This is a genomic window from Sulfitobacter sp. M39, from assembly GCF_021735935.1.
Taxonomy (GTDB): Bacteria; Pseudomonadota; Alphaproteobacteria; order Rhodobacterales; family Rhodobacteraceae; genus Sulfitobacter.
The window spans coordinates 47,484-64,556 of record NZ_WMDZ01000003.1; the positions used below are offsets into that span (position 1 = coordinate 47,484).

20 protein-coding genes are annotated in these 17,073 nt (G+C 61.6%); 16 read left to right on the top strand and 4 right to left on the bottom strand.

The features are described from left to right. Nucleotides 1-76 precede the first annotated feature (76 nt). Nucleotides 77-517, top strand: a complete 441-nt coding sequence (locus GLP43_RS15695; protein WP_237280082.1) for a hypothetical protein — start codon at nucleotides 77-79, stop codon at nucleotides 515-517. Between the two features lie 109 nt (nucleotides 518-626). Beyond that, nucleotides 627-1,100 carry a Dps family protein gene (locus GLP43_RS15700; protein WP_237280083.1) on the top strand — a complete coding sequence of 158 codons (474 nt, stop codon included), beginning with the start codon at nucleotides 627-629 and terminating at the stop codon, nucleotides 1,098-1,100. 45 nt (nucleotides 1,101-1,145) lie between these two features. On the opposite strand, the gene GLP43_RS15705 is transcribed toward GLP43_RS15700, so the two are convergent. After that, a complete protein-coding gene (locus GLP43_RS15705) occupies nucleotides 1,146-1,391 on the bottom strand; it encodes a DUF1289 domain-containing protein (RefSeq protein WP_237280084.1) in 246 nt (81 codons plus the stop codon). Between the two features lie 138 nt (nucleotides 1,392-1,529). Next, a complete protein-coding gene (locus GLP43_RS15710) occupies nucleotides 1,530-2,036 on the bottom strand; it encodes a superoxide dismutase family protein (RefSeq protein ID WP_005848745.1) in 507 nt (168 codons plus the stop codon). 218 nt (nucleotides 2,037-2,254) lie between these two features. Here GLP43_RS15710 and GLP43_RS15715 point away from each other — a divergent pair, with 218 nt between their 5' ends. The 3 genes from GLP43_RS15715 to GLP43_RS15725 all read left to right on the top strand — a co-directional run bounded on the left by GLP43_RS15715 (nucleotide 2,255) and on the right by GLP43_RS15725 (nucleotide 3,677). Then, nucleotides 2,255-2,608, top strand: coding sequence for a PRC-barrel domain-containing protein (locus GLP43_RS15715; protein WP_237280085.1), 354 nt, complete (start codon nucleotides 2,255-2,257; stop codon nucleotides 2,606-2,608). Nucleotides 2,609-2,775: 167 nt separating this feature from the next. Then, complete coding sequence (locus GLP43_RS15720) at nucleotides 2,776-3,267, top strand: MgtC/SapB family protein (RefSeq protein WP_237280086.1); 492 nt, start codon at nucleotides 2,776-2,778, stop codon at nucleotides 3,265-3,267. 113 nt (nucleotides 3,268-3,380) lie between these two features. Beyond that, nucleotides 3,381-3,677, top strand: coding sequence for a hypothetical protein (locus GLP43_RS15725; protein WP_037953403.1), 297 nt, complete (start codon nucleotides 3,381-3,383; stop codon nucleotides 3,675-3,677). An 82-nt stretch (nucleotides 3,678-3,759) separates the two neighbouring features. On the opposite strand, the gene GLP43_RS15730 is transcribed toward GLP43_RS15725, so the two are convergent. Then, complete coding sequence (locus tag GLP43_RS15730; protein ID WP_005848752.1) at nucleotides 3,760-4,428, bottom strand: L,D-transpeptidase; 669 nt, start codon at nucleotides 4,426-4,428, stop codon at nucleotides 3,760-3,762. Nucleotides 4,429-4,656: 228 nt separating this feature from the next. On the opposite strand from GLP43_RS15730, the gene GLP43_RS15735 reads away from it, so the two are divergent. Genes GLP43_RS15735 through GLP43_RS15775 form a run of 9 tightly spaced genes read left to right on the top strand, consistent with a single transcriptional unit; the run spans nucleotide 4,657 to nucleotide 14,169 of the window. Next, the gene (locus GLP43_RS15735; RefSeq protein ID WP_237280087.1) at nucleotides 4,657-5,334 is read left to right on the top strand and encodes a gluconate 2-dehydrogenase subunit 3 family protein; all 678 of its coding nucleotides are present in this window, start codon (nucleotides 4,657-4,659) and stop codon (nucleotides 5,332-5,334) included. 3 nt (nucleotides 5,335-5,337) lie between these two features. After that, a complete protein-coding gene (locus tag GLP43_RS15740; RefSeq protein WP_237280088.1) occupies nucleotides 5,338-7,119 on the top strand; it encodes a GMC family oxidoreductase in 1,782 nt (593 codons plus the stop codon). 15 nt (nucleotides 7,120-7,134) lie between these two features. Then, the gene (locus GLP43_RS15745; protein ID WP_237280089.1) at nucleotides 7,135-7,881 is read left to right on the top strand and encodes a c-type cytochrome; all 747 of its coding nucleotides are present in this window, start codon (nucleotides 7,135-7,137) and stop codon (nucleotides 7,879-7,881) included. Between the two features lie 45 nt (nucleotides 7,882-7,926). Then, nucleotides 7,927-8,541, top strand: a complete 615-nt coding sequence (locus GLP43_RS15750) for a DedA family protein (protein ID WP_237280090.1) — start codon at nucleotides 7,927-7,929, stop codon at nucleotides 8,539-8,541. Between the two features lie 14 nt (nucleotides 8,542-8,555). Continuing rightward, entirely contained in the window at nucleotides 8,556-9,542 is a 987-nt protein-coding gene (gene coxB / locus GLP43_RS15755; RefSeq protein WP_237280091.1) for a cytochrome c oxidase subunit II, read from the top strand. After that, nucleotides 9,539-12,106 carry a cytochrome c oxidase subunit I gene (ctaD, locus tag GLP43_RS15760; protein WP_237280092.1) on the top strand — a complete coding sequence of 856 codons (2,568 nt, stop codon included), beginning with the start codon at nucleotides 9,539-9,541 and terminating at the stop codon, nucleotides 12,104-12,106. The genes coxB and ctaD overlap by 4 nt, the downstream gene beginning before the upstream one ends. Further along, on the top strand, nucleotides 12,103-12,510 hold the full coding sequence (locus GLP43_RS15765) for a hypothetical protein (protein WP_237280093.1): 408 nt from the start codon (nucleotides 12,103-12,105) through the stop codon (nucleotides 12,508-12,510). The genes ctaD and GLP43_RS15765 overlap by 4 nt, the downstream gene beginning before the upstream one ends. Beyond that, nucleotides 12,507-13,091 (top strand): cytochrome c oxidase assembly protein, encoded by a 585-nt coding sequence (locus tag GLP43_RS15770; RefSeq protein ID WP_237280094.1) that lies wholly within the window; start codon nucleotides 12,507-12,509, stop codon nucleotides 13,089-13,091. The genes GLP43_RS15765 and GLP43_RS15770 overlap by 4 nt, the downstream gene beginning before the upstream one ends. 13 nt (nucleotides 13,092-13,104) lie before the next feature. Then, nucleotides 13,105-14,169: a c-type cytochrome gene (locus tag GLP43_RS15775; RefSeq protein WP_237280095.1), complete on the top strand. Its 1,065-nt coding sequence runs from the start codon at nucleotides 13,105-13,107 to the stop codon at nucleotides 14,167-14,169. A 15-nt stretch (nucleotides 14,170-14,184) separates the two neighbouring features. Here GLP43_RS15775 and GLP43_RS15780 read toward each other — a convergent pair whose 3' ends face one another. Beyond that, on the bottom strand, nucleotides 14,185-14,868 hold the full coding sequence (locus tag GLP43_RS15780) for a YrbL family protein (RefSeq protein ID WP_237280096.1): 684 nt from the start codon (nucleotides 14,866-14,868) through the stop codon (nucleotides 14,185-14,187). A gap of 229 nt (nucleotides 14,869-15,097) precedes the next feature. On the opposite strand from GLP43_RS15780, the gene GLP43_RS15785 reads away from it, so the two are divergent. After that, nucleotides 15,098-15,676, top strand: a complete 579-nt coding sequence (locus GLP43_RS15785; RefSeq protein WP_237280097.1) for a TRAP transporter small permease subunit — start codon at nucleotides 15,098-15,100, stop codon at nucleotides 15,674-15,676. Next, nucleotides 15,676-17,067: a TRAP transporter large permease gene (locus tag GLP43_RS15790; RefSeq protein WP_237280098.1), complete on the top strand. Its 1,392-nt coding sequence runs from the start codon at nucleotides 15,676-15,678 to the stop codon at nucleotides 17,065-17,067. The genes GLP43_RS15785 and GLP43_RS15790 overlap by 1 nt, the downstream gene beginning before the upstream one ends. Nucleotides 17,068-17,073 lie beyond the last annotated feature (6 nt).

Consider the following 17,073-nt stretch of genomic DNA (forward strand, 5'->3'; position numbering starts at 1 on the left):
GTTATACCCTATAAATAAAGTAAGATATTCAACCGGGCAGGCCCGAACCCTGCCCCATGTATGGACTTCTCTTGATATGGCATCTCTGGCGACCCTCCCGATCCTTGACCGCGACGACGCACCAGCACAGGCGCCCGCCCCCCGTATCACCCCCGAACAACGCGCCGCGCTGACCCATTTCCGGATGTCAGCGATGGCCTGTCGCGTCGCCGCGCGCACGGATCTTTACGAAGCCTGCGCCCTGCTCAGCCTTGATGGAGAGGACGCGAAACGCACATTTGTGGATACGCTGATCAAATGTCTGCCGAATGCAGTGCAGCGCAAGGTCGTCTGGTTCGCGCCGGGCACAGACACGCTTTCGTTTGACGAAGCATGGATCCTGCGCTGCCTGACCAGCATCCGCGAGGACGATCCCGCCAGTCTCAACTTCCTGATCAAGTCGCGCGTCGCCCCCTCTGACCGACGCTATATCGGCTATCTTCTCGGCCAAATTTCCGAGCAGTTTTCTCAAGTTTAGAATAATTCCAAAAAGACCTTGGCAAACCGTTTTTGGTGTCTATGTTGATTGGACAGCAAGCTAGTACCGTGCCAGCCAGTCAGAATTTTAATCACTTGGGGACGAGAAAATGAACCAGACAGCAGCTGCTTTGACAACCGATGCAAAAACAGCAATCGCCGATGCATTGAACCAATGCGTTGCGGAAACCGCCGTGACGACAATGCTGGCGCAAAACTTTCACTGGAACGTAAAAGGCATGGGTTTCGGCCCGCTGCACGACCTGTTCCAGAAAATCTACGAAGACCACTTTGTCGCGCAGGATGATCTGGCAGAGCGTATTCGCGCTCTCGATGTCCACGCCGAAGGGATGCTTGCGGGCATGCTGAAGCGGTCCAAGATCAACGAACACGATGGCCACGCCAACGACAAGGAAATGATCCGCATCATGATGGAAGCGCAGGAAACGCTGGCCTCCACCATCGCGGGCGCGGGCCAGTTGGCCGCCGACAACGGCGACACGCTGACAGAAGACCTCTGCATCGCACGCGGGACAGAGCACGAGAAATTCGCGTGGTTCCTGCGCGCACACCTCGCAGGCTAAATAGCCCATCCGCTGATCCCGTCAGCACCCAAAATCAAATCGCGGCTAGAGAAGCTTCTCGGCCGCGATTTTGCGTTTTGCCAGCTTCTTGCGATACGCCAGATCCCAATGGCTGTATTTGCCCAGACGTTCCTGTTGCGCAGTCAGCATATGGATAAAGCCCACGCGGTGGCTTTCTTTCTTCAGCGATTTGAACATGGATTTCTGCGCCTTGGTCATCGAACACCCGATGCAATGGCCTTCGCGTTTGAACTTGCACACGTCGATACAGGGGCTGGGTGTTTTTGCCATGGGAAACCTTGCTGATTGATCCGGCGGTTTGCCCCCTGCCCGTGCAGGGTGCCAGCGGTAGCCTATGCCAGCAAAAGCAAGGCCGCGCCAGTGGGGGCGCGGCCTTGGTCGTTCAAATCATCGTTTGCCGAAGGGTGATCAGGCGGGATCAGCACCAAAGACACCGCAGGCAATCCGGTCCCCCGCATCCCCCGAGGGTTGCGAGCTGTAATCATCCTGCCCGCCGTGGATAACAAAGGCAGCGCCGTCGTCATCCATCAGATGCTCTTCCACATTCAGGAACGGCAGGAACACTTCCTGCTCTACGGTGCCATCACTGCCCACCGTGACATTCGGCATATCACCGGGGTGTGGGCCACCGGCGGTCAACACGCCATGTTCGCGGTCGCCCGCGATATGTCCGCCAGCGGATTTAAACCCGTCGCCCGAACAATCACCGGTTTCGTGCAAATGCACCGCGATGCCCCCTGCGGGCAGGTTGGACAGCGACAGTTTTGCCAACGCCACGCCGGATTCGGTATCCTGGACCGTCACGGTCCCGACCTCTGCGCCCTCGGCATCCATAACCGGAGCGGTCGTTTCGGCGGCGAAAGCGGCGCTTGTCATCAGCCCGCAGGCCACGGCGGTGGTGAGTGCGAATTTCATTGGAATCTCCCTTTTCATGCTTGGGTTTGAACCGGCCAGCTGTGGTCGATTGGTCAAAGACCAACCCGCCGCATTTACCCAAAGTTCCAAGCCCCCACACCCACACGGCCAAACAACGCCCATCGGCAGAAGTTAGCCGCCCGCAGAAGGACGCGGAACCGCCGCGCCGCCTCTATCGTTTCAACTACAGGTAACCAACAACACAGGAGAGTTTCGACATGACGACGACATCACATTCTAGCCTCGTATCTTCCTCTGACGTGAATGGTACAAATGTTTACAGCCGCGATGGCACACATATCGGATCCATCGACCACCTGATGATCGACAAGCAATCCGGCAAGGTCGCCTATGCCGTAATGGGCTTTGGCGGATTTCTGGGCTTGGGCGAGGATCACCACCCCGTGCCGTGGGGCAAGCTTGAATACGACACCTCGAAAGATGGGTTCATGACGGACATCACCGAACAGCAGGTCAAAGGCGCACCAACCCGCAGCGACGGTTGGGTGACAGACCGCGAATGGGAACGCCGGACCCACGAACATTATATGGTGCCGAACTACTGGATTTGATCCACAGAAGTTGACCACCGTAGACCGTCCCCACATTGGGGGCGGTCTTTTTCTGTCACCGCCCTATATCCAACCCAACAGCTTTCAAGAGACCGGATTGCCCCCATGCCCAGTTCCGCCCCCTGCCCCCCTCTCCCGCACCCCTCTTGCGCGCAGGAGACACGCTGATGTGGGAAGATCTGCTGAACGAATTCTCCCTCGCCCCCAGCCTGCCCCTGTCGGTCGTTGTGGCACGCACCCTTGCGACGGTGGTATTCTGCGGGCTGATCGGGCTTGAACGCGAAACCTCCAAACGGCCCGCGGGTCTGCGCACCCATATGCTGATCGGCCTCGCGTCGTGCATCTACTGCCTGCTGACCCTCGCCCTGCTCGCCCGCAGCGCCGAATTTGGCGACACCATCCGGATGGACCCGCTGCGTATCATCGAGGCGGTGACCAGCGGCGTCGCTTTCCTTGCCGCGGGGCTGATCGTCTTTTCCCAAGGCAAGGTGCGCGGCCTGACGACAGGGGCCAGCATGTGGGTCGCCGCCGCCGTTGGCGTGGCTTGCGGCTTAGGCGAATGGACGATTGCGGGCATGACCGTGATCCTCGCCCTGATCATCATCGCGCTGGTGCGAAAGCTAGAGAAACACGCAGGCACCTATGAAGAGCACGACTAGTCGCGGCCATCGGCAGCAATGCAACAGTTTGTGACCCAAAAACACGCGCCCTTGTTTTACAACTCCCGCGAAATACCCTAGCTGCATAGCAAATTCATATGAGGAATATCACGATGAGCGTTCGGGTTTGGATTGCAGGCTGTGCCGTATTGGCGCTGGCTGCTTGTGCGGATGTACAGACCACCACTGACAAGATGACCAACGACCAAGGGTTTTTCACCGAACTGCCCGAAGGGGTGCGCCTGGTGGCTGCCAAGAACCAGGATCTGACCGCGGTTAAGATCGACCCCAGCAACGGATGCTACGTCTATCGCTACCGCGGGCCGGTCGAAACCACCTTCCTGCCCCTACGCGCCGACAATGGCCGTCCGATCTGCACCCAAACGATCGCGGCAGCTGCGGCGGGCTAATCGCGCCCCGCGTCTTGACGTGAAAAGGCCGCCCGAAGCATCTCGCTTCGGGCGGCCTTTTCATGTGTGCAAAGGTCCGGACTTAGGTCGCAGCCGTCACCAGCTCTTCCGGCGGGTAGAGGACAGCGCGCGATCCGGTGTTCACGTTCTCGTACAAGTCGTTGATATGCGCCATGATCATCCGCACACAGCCAGAGCTTGCGCGCCCGCCGATCGATTGCGGGTTAGGCGACCCGTGGATGCGCAGATAGGTGTCGCGGTTGCCGACGAAAAGATACAGTGCACGTGACCCCAAGGGGTTCTGCGGACCTGCGTCCATCCCATCGGCATGTTGTTCATAAAGCTCTGGATCGCGGCGGATCATGTTCTGCGTCGGCGTCCAGGTTGGCCATTTGGCCTTGCGTTTGATCGAATAGGTGCCGGGCTCGTACAGGTCACCCCGCGCAATCGCGACCCCATACCGCATGGCGGTGCCGTTGTCCTGAATGTGGTAAAGATACCGCGCAACCGCATCGACGTGGATATCGCCCGGCGTCAGACCGGGGTTCGCCTCTACCAGTCGGGGCAGAAAGCGGGGCGCGACGCCCCAGGGGTTCGTCGTTGCAGGATCGTAGCCCGCAGGCGTTACCTGCGCATCCCATGCGTCCCACATCGACTTGTCTGTCGTCGCAGCGGCGGCGAGACTGGGGGCCAGAGGGGCAGAAAACAACGCGGCAGCGGAGCTGGTGATAAAATGGCGTTTGGTCAGCATGCGTGCACGCTCCTATTTAGTTAGTGCTTGACGATGTAACCCCCAATAGCGCGACCCAGTTCCCAAGAACCAGTCACATGGCTGTGTGAGTTTGTTTCGGCCCGCGCAAACTAGACCGCCCCCGGCAGAAACGCCACGGCTAGTTTCGCCTTAATTTCATGCAAAAACTTGGAACATTCCCGCGGGGGAGGTGTTATTTTAACAAGTGACCAATCTTTTGGGGTTTGCATGTCCATGTATTCCAGACGATCAGTTCTATTCGGCTTCGGTGCCGCGGTCGGCCTTGCGTCCCTGCCGCGCCATGCCTTTGCCGCCCTTGATGGCACCCCCTTCACCTTCCTGTCCGATACCGAGGCCCGAAGCCTCGCGCTGCTGTGTGACACGCTGATCCCGCAGGACGATTTCCCCTCGGCCAGTCAGGCCGGCGTGGTCGATTTCATCGACCTGCAGCTCGCGGGCGGCTACGGGCGCGGCGAACGTCTTTATATGGACGGGCCCCACCCCCAAGGCACGCCCGAGCAAGGCTACCAATCTCCCCTACGCCCCGCCGATCTGTGGCGCGAGGGGCTGGCGGCGATGCAGACCGTCATCGGCCCGCTTGAAGGGCAACCGCAATCTGCGCTCGACCAGCTGATGACCGACCTGTCCGAGGATAGGCCCGCGCTTGCCGGTCGTGTCGGGGCCAAGACATTCTTTACCGAACTCCACGCCCTGACGAACCAGGGCTATTTCGCCGACCCGATCTATGGCGGCAACAAGGGCTACGCCGGTTGGCATATGGTCGGCTTCCCCGGGGCGTTCGGCTATTACACCGACACGGTCGACGACCACAATCGCCCCTACCCGCAGCCCCCTATGGGCATCGGACATCAACCGGGCACAAGCGACTTCAACTCAGAAAGGTAGATCATGGCACGGCGGCTGGCGAAAACAGATGTGGTCATCATCGGGGCCGGTTGGACGGGTCTGACAGCTGCATATGAGCTTGCCCATGCTGGCAAACGCTGTGTCGTGCTGGAGCGTGGATCCTATCGCCATGATGCCGATGATTTCGCCGCCCCCAAGGAACATGACGAGCTAAAATATGCGGTGCACCACGCGCATATGATCAACACCCGCAAAGAGACCCTGACCTTCCGCAACACTGCCAGCCAGCAGGCGCTGCCGATGCGCAGGCTCGGGTCGTTCCTGCCCGGTGTTGGGCTTGGCGGCGCGGGCATCCACTGGAACGGCCAGCTTTGGCGGCCCCTGCCCTCCGACCTCGAGATGCGGAGCCATTACGAAAACCGCTATGGGGCCGACTTCATCCCCGACGATCTGAATGTGCAGGATTGGGGCGTCACCTATGACGAGCTTGAGCCCCATTTTGATTTCTACGAGAAAATCTGCGGCACCTCCGGTACAGCAGGCCAGATGGCAGACGGCCCGCGTGAAGGCGGCAACCCCTTCGAAGGGCCGCGCAGCGCCGATTATCCCAACCCGCCCATGCGCCAGCCCATCGGCCCCACAAAATTCGACGAGGCGGCGCACAAGCTTGGCTATCACCCTTTCCCCATGCCCGCCGCCAACGCCACCAAGGAATACACCAACCCCTACGGGGCCAAGCTGCATCCCTGCACCTATTGCGGCTTTTGCGAACGCTTTGGCTGCGGCTACTATGCCAAGGCCGACCCGATCATCTGCGTTTATGACCAGATCAAATCCCACGAGAATTTCGAGATCCGCTATCAGGCACAAGTCTTGCGGGTCGAGAAGGCAGAGGACGGCAAGACCGCCACCGGCGTCACCTATCTGACCGACGCGGGCGAAGAGGTGTTCCAGCCCGCCGATATCGTCTGCATGAACGCCTATGGCCTGTGGAACACGCATCTGATGCTGGTCTCCGGTCTGGGCAAACCCTACGACCCGAAAACCCGCACGGGCACCGTGGGCCGGAACTATGCCTATCAGACGATGGCAGGCGTGAACGTATTTTTCGATGATCAGGTGGTGACCAACCCCTTTATGGGGGCGGGGGCGCTTGGCACGGTGATCGACGACTTTAACGGTGACAACTTTGACCACAGCGATCTGGGGTTTCTGGGCGGCGGCTATATCGCCTGCACGCAGACCAATGGCCGCCCGATCAACTACCAGCCCACGCCCGAAGGCACCCCCGCATGGGGGGCCGACTGGAAGCGTGCCGTGCGCGAGAATTACCTACACCACGCCAGCCTGACGGTGCACGGGTCGTCCATGGCGACGCCCGATAACTACCTTGACCTCGATCCCACATGGAAAGACGCCTATGGCCGCCCGCTGCTGCGGATGACCTTCAACTTCCCCGAAAACGACCGGCGCATGGCCGACTATGTGATGGGCAAGGCGCATGAGATCGCGCGCAACATGGAGAACGTGACATCCACCTCCGCCAGCAACCGCGCGGCAGAGGGCAGCGATTATTCCATCGTGCCCTACCAGACTACCCATAACACCGGCGGCACGGTGATGGGCACGGACCCGACAACCAGCGTCGTGAACCGCTTTGGCCAGATGTGGGATCATCACAACGTCTTTGTCTTCGGCGCGGGGCTGTTTCCGCAGAACCTTGGCTACAACCCCACGGGGCCGCTGATGGGCGTCGCCTATTGGACGCTCGAGCATATAAAGAACGACTATATCGCTAACCCGCGCCCCCTGATGGACGCCTAAAGCAGAGGAGCCGCCATGAATATCCCGCACCGCCCCCTGCTCTGCCTCGCACTCGCAGCCTTTCTGCCCGCGCTGGCCACCGCGCAGGCGATCCCTGCGGATCAGCCCTATGATACGGCGCGCGACCTGTTCAACTTGACGGTCGATACACCCCCCGACGCCGACACGCTGGCACGGGGGCAGGCGATCGCGCTGCAAGGCGCGGGCGATGTGCAATCCTGCGTGACCTGCCACAGCGTTGACGGTCAGGGTGACGGGTCGGGCAGTTTCCCGCGGCTGACCGGACAACCGGCGTGGTACCTTGACAAGCAGCTGGATGACTACGCCAGCGACGCGCGGCCCGACGACCTGATGACGCCCGTCGCGCAGTCCCTCTCTGAAGACGACCGCGCTGCGGTCAGCGCCTATTACGCCTCTCTCGTCGCGCCGCTGCGGGTGGCACGCGGGCAGGTCTCGATGCAAGACATCCAGAAAGGTGCCGCCATCGCGCGGGCCGGATCGCCCGCCAAGGGCCTGCCCGCCTGCACCAACTGCCACGGGCCCGACGGCACGGGCAACCCGCCCTCGGTGCCCTATCTTGCCGGTCAATACGCCAACTACATGGTCCTGCAACTGGACCGCTGGAAACGCGGCCAGCGGGACAATGACTTTGGCGGCATGATGTCGGCAATCGCCCGCAAAATGACCTCCGAGGATATGCGCGCCATCAGTGAATATTACGAGCGCGTGGCCAACCCGCTGACGACGAAAGACCCTGAATGACCCACCACGCCCCTTCCCCCGCACCGCAACAGAACCGGAGACCCCATGTTTGACTGGATCACCGGCCTGCTGGACGCCGCAGGCTATCTGGGCGTCGCGTTTCTGATGTTCGCGGAAAACGTCTTCCCGCCCATCCCGTCCGAGCTGATCATGCCGCTGGCGGGGTTTCTGGCCTATCAGGACCAGATGAACTTTGTCGGCGTGGTGATCGCGGGCAGCATCGGGTCACTGGCGGGCACCTACCTCTACTACATCATCGCGCGTAAGATCGGGCACGACCGCGTGCGGCACCTACTGGAAAAGCATGGCCGCTGGCTCACCATGTCCCCCGAGGATCTTGACCGCGCTTCGGACTGGTTCGACCGCCACGGCAATCTGGCCGTGCTCATGGGGCGCATGGTGCCCGCGATCCGCACGCTGATCTCGGTGCCCGCGGGGCTGACGCCGATGCATCACCTGCCGTTTCTGGCCTTCTCGCTGGCGGGTACGGTGATCTGGAACACATTGCTGACCGGGCTCGGCTACGCGCTCGGGTCGCAATACGATCTGGTCGCGGACTACATGAACCCCGTGTCCAACGTTGTCATCGGTGCCTTGGTGCTGACCTACATCTACCGCGTGATCCGCAAGAAAGGCGGCAGCGCAGAAAACACAGCCTAGCAACAGGAGCCCCCTTGCAACACCCTTGGCGCATCTATGCAATCGCCCCGGCCGCCCTGCTTCTGGCGGGCTGCGAAGGGCGTCAATCCGTGCTGGCCCCCGCCGGTCAGGACGCGGCGGATGTGCTGAACCTCTTTTGGGTGATGCTGGTCGGCGCGGTGATCCTGTGGACCCTCGTTGCAGTGCTGTTCATCTACGTCACGCGCATCAACCCCGGTGCCATGCGCCGCCGCACCGCCGAGATGCTGATCGTCGGCGGGGGCATCCTCTTTCCCGTGGTCCTGCTGGGGGGGCTGCTGATGTATTCCCTGCCGCTGATGGGACCGACCCGCGCCGAAGGGGACGGGCTGGTCGTGCGGGTCACCGCCGAACAATGGTGGTGGCGCGTCGAATACCAACAGCAAGGGGAGACCAGAACAGTCGTCTCGGCAAACGAGCTCCGCCTGCCCGCCGGCGCCCGAACCGAGCTTGTGCTGAACGCCCATCGGGTGATCCACTCCTTCTGGGTGCCGGCCCTTGGCGGCAAGACCGATATGTTCCCGGGGCGCGAAACCCGCATGACCCTCGCGCCCACCGATCCCGGCATCTACCGGGGCCAATGCGCCGAATTCTGCGGCGCCTCCCATGCGTTGATGGCCTTTGAAACCGTGGTGATGCCGCCCGATGACTTCGACCAATGGCTGAGCGCAGAGGCGCGCGATGCCAAGCCGCCCCAAGGTGCACTGGCCCAAGCGGGCGCGACCCTGTTCCTTGAGGAAGGCTGCGGCGCCTGCCACACCATTCGTGGCACCAAGGCCATCGGCAAAACCGGCCCGGACCTGACCCATCTGGCAAACCGCCACTCGCTGGCCGCAGGCACCCTGCCCCTGAACGCGCAGGCCATCGCCACATGGATCGGCCACACCGACACGATCAAACCCGAGGTCAATATGCCCACCTATGACTTCCTGTCCGACGACGACCTCGCGGCGCTCGCCGCCTATCTGGGGGGGCTGGAATGACCCGCAGATACCCCGATGTGCTGGACCCCCAAGGAACCTACCCCCCGACCGAGGATATGCTCGCCGAACCCGTCCCGCAGGATGTCCAAGAGGCGCAGAAAAAACGCCTGCGTGCGGCTTGGAAAACGCCGCAAGGCTGGCGCTACTGGTCGGCGGTGAACAACACCGAGGTCGGCATCTGGTACACGATGACCGCGTTCTTTTTCATGCTCTGTGCCGGTATTCTGGCGGTGCTCATGCGCACCCAGCTTGCCGTGCCCGAGAATGATTTCCTCGACGCCGACCGCTATAACCAGTTCTTCACCATGCACGGCTCGGCGATGATGTTCCTCTTTGCCGTGCCCATGTTCGAGGCGATCTCGATCCTGCTGCTGCCCGGTATGCTAGGCGCGCGCGACATGCCGTTCCCGCGGCTCAGCGCCTATGGCTACTGGTGTTTCCTGATCGGCGGCATCTTTGTCTTCGGGTCCATCCTGTTCGACTCCGCGCCAAAGGCGGGCTGGTTCATGTACCCCCCGCTCGCCACCAAGGAAGAAGGCATCGGCCCCGATATCTGGCTTCTGGGCCTCTCTTTTATCGAGGTCGCCTCCATCGCCGCGGCGGTCGAGCTGATCGTCGGCGCGCTCAAATGCCGCCCGCCGGGGATGCGCGTCAACATCATGCCGCTGTATGCGTGGTATGTGATGGTCGTGGGCGGGATGATCCTCTTTGCCTTCCCGCCGCTGATCGCGGGGGATTTCCTGTTCGAACTCGAACGTTCCTTCGATTGGCCGTTCTTTGATCCCGTCCGGGGCGGCGACCCGATGCTCTGGCAGCATCTGTTCTGGATTTTCGGCCATCCGGAGGTCTACATCATCTTCCTGCCCTCCATCGCGATCGCCGCGATGATCGTGCCCACCGTCGCACGCACGCCCATCGTGGGCTATTCGTGGATCGTGCTCAGTGCGGTTGGCACGGGGTTCTTGTCCTTCGGGCTGTGGGTGCATCACATGTTCACCACCGGCCTGCCCCAGATCAGTCTGGGTTTCTTCTCTGCCGCGTCCGAGGCCGTGGTGATCCCCACCGGCATCCAGCTTTTCGCCTTTGTCGCAACGCTGATGGTGGGACGGGTCAAGATGACCCTGCCGATGCTCTGGATCGCGGGCGCGCTGGCGATCTTTGTCGCGGGCGGTCTGACAGGGGTGATGCTGGCCATCGTGCCCTTCAACTGGCAGGCGCATGACAGCTACTTCGTCGTGGCCCACCTGCATTACACGCTGTTCGGCGGCATGGTCTTTCCGGTCATGGCGGGCGTCTATTATTTCTTCCCGTTCTTCCGCAAAAAGCTTCTGTCCGAAACCCTTGGCCGTTGGGCCTTCTGGCTGATCTTTGTGGGCTTCAACGTCACCTTCCTGCCGATGCATCTGACGGGGCTTAAGGGGATGCCGCGCCGGATCTTCACCTACCCGGGCAGCGCGGGCTGGGACTGGCTCAATATGATGTCCACCGTCGGGGCCTATATCACCGCCGCAGGCTTTGCCGTCTTCGTCTACGATCTGCTGCGGCCCAAAGCGTACCAAGGCCAGATCAAGCGCAACCCGTGGGGCGGCGGCACGCTGGAATGGGCCCATGATGTGCCCGAAGAGGCATGGGGCAACCGTTCGGTGCCCTATATCACTTCGCGCTATCCGCTGTGGGACCAGCCCAAACTGGTCGAGCGTATGGACGCGGGCCGCTACTATCTGCCCGACGCCCCCGAGGGCAAACGCGAGACGCTGATCACCTCGGTCATCGACGCGAAACCGCTGATGGTGCAGCGCGTCACCGGCCCCGCGTGGATCACCATGCTCGCCGCGTTCTTCACCGGCGGTGCGTTCATCTTCCCCACCTTCCACATATACGAACCCGCCATCGTCTGCGGCGCCTTCGCCATTGTCTGCGTGCTCTACTGGCTCTGGACCAGCACAGCACAGGTGCCGGATCAGGAGCGCAAGGACGTGGGCCTTGGCCTCAGCCTGCCGACCTACGCCTCCGGGCCGACCTCTGTCGGGTGGTGGGCGGTCTGGATCACGATGCTGGGCGACAGCACCGCCTTCGCCAGCCTCGTCTTCGGGTTCTTCTTCTACTGGACCGCGCGACCGGACTTTATCACCATCGGAGCGGACCACGCCACGGGTGCCGCCGTCGCGCTTGGGGTCACGCTGTTTGTCGTCTCATGGGCCGCGACCGTGCTCGCACGCGAGGTCAATAAACGCAGCCATATCACGCTGGCACGCATCGCATTGGCACTGGCGGCGATCTGCACCGCGGGCGGAGCGGGGCTGATCATCCTGTCGGTCCTCGACCTTGAGCCCACAACCCATGTCTACCCCGCCACCATGTGGGCGCTGATGGTCTGGCTGGTGGCCCATTCCCTGCTGGGAGTCATCATGCAGCTTTACGCGCTGGCAGGGTCGATATTTGGCAAGGTCACCCCACAATATGACGCCGACCTGTGCAACGTGACGCTGTTTTGGCACTTCATGGTGCTGACCGCACTGGTCACCGGCTTTATTCTGGGCGTGGCCCCAAGGCTGCTGGCATGAACCAGATCTCCACCGAAGAAGAGCAAGAGGAATTCCTCGAGGAACAAGACAGCCTCTGGCGGCTCGCCCTCAGCCCCACGCTTTGGGCGCTGCATTTCGTGATCTGCTACGGTGCCACAACCGTATTCTGCGCCGATCACATCCTCGGCGTGGATTACCTTGCCACCCTGCGCCTTGGCATCGGGATGCTGACCATAGGCATCTTGGCGGCGATCGTCTGGCTGGGCTGGGGTGCGTGGCGGCAATGGGATGTGGTGCGCGACCGCGAATGGGAAAACGACGCGGGCAATAACGAGGACCGCCACCAGTTCATAGGCCACGCGGCCTTCCTGCTGTCGCTGATCTCGGCGGTCGGGGTGATCTATGTCTCGCTCCCCGTGCTCCTGATCGCCAGCTGCGCATGACCCGCGTGGCGACATATCTGGGGTTTGCCCTGCTTGGCCTGCTCTGGCTGGTCCCGCTGGAACGGCTGACCGGTGCCGCCTTCCCCGTCCATATGCTGCGGCATATGGGGCTGGTCGCCGTGGTCGCTCCGCTGCTCGCCTTCGGACTGGGCGACCGGCTGCGCTGGCTGATCATCTCTCCGCTGATCGCGACGGTGCTTGAATTCATGGTGGTCTGGGCATGGCACCTGCCGCACCTGCACGGGGCGGCCTATCTGCTGCCCGCGGGCTTTGCGCTGGAACAGGGCAGCTTCCTGATCGTCGGTCTGCTGGTCTGGGTCAGCGCCCTGCGCGCGCACAACGGGCTGGCGGGGGCCGGATCGCTGCTGCTGACCTCCATGCATATGACTCTGCTCGGGGCGCTGCTGATCCTCGCCCCCCGCGATGTCTTTGCCGAGATTTGCGGCCGCGCCGCCGATCTTGGCGGGCAACAACTGGGCGGGCTGCTGATGCTGGGCATCGGCACACCGGTCTATCTGATCGCCGGATTGTGGCTGGTGGGCCGCGACCTGCGCAGCGCCGACCCCGCACCCCAAACGTAACGGAGCAAACGCAATGAGAACCGTGATCAAAACCCTGATCGTTCTGGCCCTGCTGGGGGCTGTCGGCGCGGTGACCATCGTGGGGCTGGGGCTGTTCAACGTCTCTGCCCGCGCGGGCCATATTCCGGGCGTGTCCTGGGTGCTGCACACCGCCTACCGTCAGTCGGTCAAACTCCGCGCCCCTGACGCCGAACAGGTGCCCGACCTGTCCGATCCCGATCTCGTCGCCCTTGGCGCGGGACATTTCGACAGCGCCTGCAGCTTCTGCCACGCCGCCCCCGACCGCATCCATTCCGCCACCGCCGACGCCATGTCGCCCGAACCGCCCCATATCACCGACGCCGTCGCCGACTGGCAGCCGCAACATCTGTTCACCATCGTCAAGGACGGCGTCAAGATGAGCGGCATGCCCTACTGGCCCGCCGAAAACCGCGAGGACGAGATTTGGGCCATGGTCGCCTTCCTCACCCATGTCCGAAAGATGGAGGGCGCGGGCTTTGACGCGCTGCTGGCGTCAGACGCAGCGGGCGACGACACCGCGCTGACCTATTGCGCATCCTGCCACGGCGCGACGGGCGACAGTAAAGGCAACGGCCATATCCCCCGCCTCGATATCCTCGACGAAGGATACATGCAGGACGCGATCACCGCCTATCGCACGGGCGCGCGGGACAGCGGCTTTATGGCCCATGCGGCGACGCAGCTTCCCCCTGATGCCCTGACCCGCGTGATCCGCCACTATGCCGCATCTTCGCCCGATGGCCCGACCCCGACAGCCCCCCTGCCCCCGGCAGAGCTTGAGCTGATGGAGCAAGGCGCCGGCGTCGCCGCCATCGGCAATATCGACGCGCCGTCTTGCGCGTCCTGCCACGGCCCCGGTCTGGAACAAACCAAACCCGGCTTCCCGCGCATCAGCGGCCAGCCGCGCCCCTATCTGGCGCAGCAGCTGAAGCTTTGGCGCGATGGCACACGCGGCGGCGGCCCCCGCAAAGAGCTGATGGAAAAAGCCGCCCGCAATCTGTCAGATGCCGAGATCGACGCGCTGGCGCTGTATTATTCCCAGCTTCCGGCGGAATAAGCAAAAAGAGTAACCCTAGTCGAGCGCACCAGAATCTGCCCGCAGAAACATCTTTTTGCGGCGCGACCACCGAAGCCCGACGTCACGTGCCGTACGCTCCATCCCGCGGTGCAATCCATAGTGGCGCAGAAACGGTATCCAGGACGGCAGCTTGGTCACGCTGTGATCGCCAAAGCCGTCCACGATCAGCGGTCGCCACGTCCCGTCCTGCTCGCCCCACACGATATTTCTTGGGCCAACGTTCGGCGCAACCACCCCAAGCGCAAACATCGCGCGGGAAAAGTCGTTCAACGCTTTCAGCGCCGGCGTATCCAGCAGGTCCTGTGCAATGAATTCATCCAGCGTCAGCCCCAGCCCGCCTGTCGCCGGCCCCACACGTTGCATCAAAAGGCCCAACCCGTGATCGGTGCGCATGATGCCATTGGTGGACGCGATCGGCGACGCATGCCCCATCTGGTAGCTGCGAATTCGTATGGTGATGTCGTGGTTCACCTCGCGAAACAACGCGCGATGCGGAGCCATGGGAAAATGCTTGTGCAGAAACGGTTTTAAGCCGCCGCGCGCAGACTCGCTGACGGGCCTTAGCGGGACTTTGACAACAAGGTCATCAGGTGCCGTGACCGAAAAAACCGCCCTGCCCTCCTCTCTCCTAAGAAGAGTGCCGGTTTCATTATGAATGAGTTGAACTGTTGCTGACATCTATACTTATTATCTTTAGATCTGGGCACTTACTAACCGTCGCACGCTATGGCGAATCCGTAACCTAAAGTTGCGGCCCGAGTCAAAAGATATCTCTTAGGTCGACTTACCAGAACAGACATTCGCAATTTTCCGCTGCTTGAAAACAACTGTCCCCGCTTGACATTCCCCTGCGGCACTTCGATTGACGTGCGTTAAGAACGATAGAAACCATAGAAAAGGGTGGAATGTGCGTTTTCTCGCTGGAGTAGCATCCCTCATCTGCGCTGTTAATCTGATTATCGGAAAAGTCTTTTCCTGGCTCGCGCTGGCCATTGTCGTCGTCTGCTTTACCGTAGTGGTACAAAGATACCTCTTTGCCATCAGCTACGTCTGGATGCAGGATCTCTATATCTGGCTGAACGGGGCGATGTTCACCGCCGTCGCAGGCTTTGCCCTGCTGCGCGACGATCACGTGCGCGTCGATATCTTTTACCGTCCCGCCAAACTGCGCACCCGCGCCATCACCGACCTGATCGGGGTGGTCATCTTCCTGCTGCCCTTCACATGGATCGTCTACATCTATTCGATGCCCTTCGTGCAGCGCGCTTGGGGCTATCATGAAGGCTCTGCCAATGTGGGCGGGATGCCGGGGCTTTATATCCTCAAAACCTTTATCATCGTCTTTGCGGCCCTCATTGCGGCGCAAGGCATTGCCATGGCGATCCGGTCCATTCTGGTGCTTGGCGGCAGGGCTGATCTTGTGCCCGCCGCGATGCAATACAGCCCGGACGCCATCAAACCCGCCACCACCGAGGGAGCCGCCTGATGGACCCGATCATGATTGGCGAGATGCTCGCCGCGCTGATGTTCTTTGGGGTCATCGGCTTTTTGCTTCTGGGCTTCCCCGTGGCCTTCACCCTTGCCGGGACTTCGTTACTATTCTGCGGTGTAGGCATGGCTTTGGGCGTGTTCGACCCGTCCAACTTCGGCTCTTTGCCGAACCGCTATATCGGCTTTATGACGAACGAAGTGCTCGTCGCCGTGCCGCTGTTTATCTTTATGGGCGTGATGCTGGAACGCAGCCAGATCGCTGAACAACTGCTGCTCACTATGGGCAAGATGTTCGGCAATATGCGCGGCGGGCTTGGGATCTCTGTGGTGCTGGTCGGGGCGATGCTCGCGGCCTCTACCGGTGTGGTGGGCGCGACCGTGGTGACGATGGGGCTGATCTCGCTGCCCGCGATGCTGCGGGCGGGCTATGACCCGAAACTGGCCACCGGCGTGATCTGCGCCAGCGGCACCCTGGGCCAGATCATCCCCCCCTCTACAGTGTTGATCTTCATGGGCGATATGCTGTCGGGCATCAACTCGCAGGTGCAGATGGCCAAGGGCAACTTTGCCCCCACGCCCGTCTCTGTCGGGGATCTCTTTGCCGGGGCGCTGCTGCCCGGCTTGCTACTCGTGTCGCTTTACCTCGGGTATGTGCTGTTCAAAGCCGCAACAGACCCTAAATCCTGCCCCGCCACCCCCGTTCCGGCGGATGAGAAATCAAAGCTCCTGCGCGAGGTTTTTGTGGCGCTTGTCCCGCCTCTGGCGCTGATTTTGGCCGTGTTAGGGTCTATTCTGGGCGGCATCGCCACCCCGACAGAGGCCGCATCCGTCGGTGCCGTCGGGGCCATGATCCTCGCCGCATTGCGTTGGCGTCTGTCCTTTGGCGTGCTCAAGGAGACGATGGTCGCCACCGCCACAATCACCAGCATGGTCTTTGTGATCCTGCTCGGGGCCTCGGTCTTTTCGGTCGTGTTCCGTATGATGGGCGGCGACAATCTGGTGCATGAGTTCCTCAGCAACCTGCCGGGCGGAACGCTCGCCGCGGTAGCGGTTGTTATGCTGATCATGTTCTTCCTGGGCTTCATCCTCGACACCTTCGAGATCATCTTTATCGTGATCCCGATCACCGCGCCGGTGTTGCTGATGCTGGATGTCGATCCGATCTGGCTGGGTGTGCTTGTGGGGGTGAACCTGCAAACCTCGTTCCTGACCCCGCCCTTCGGCTTTGCGCTGTTCTACCTGCGCGGCGTCGCCCCGGCGGACCTGCCCACCAGTGCGATCTACAAAGGCATCCTGCCCTTCGTGCTGTTGCAGGTGGTGGCGATTGCGATCCTGTTCATGTTCCCGCAGATCGTGACGTGGTTGCCCAAACTGATCGCAGGCTAACACCCC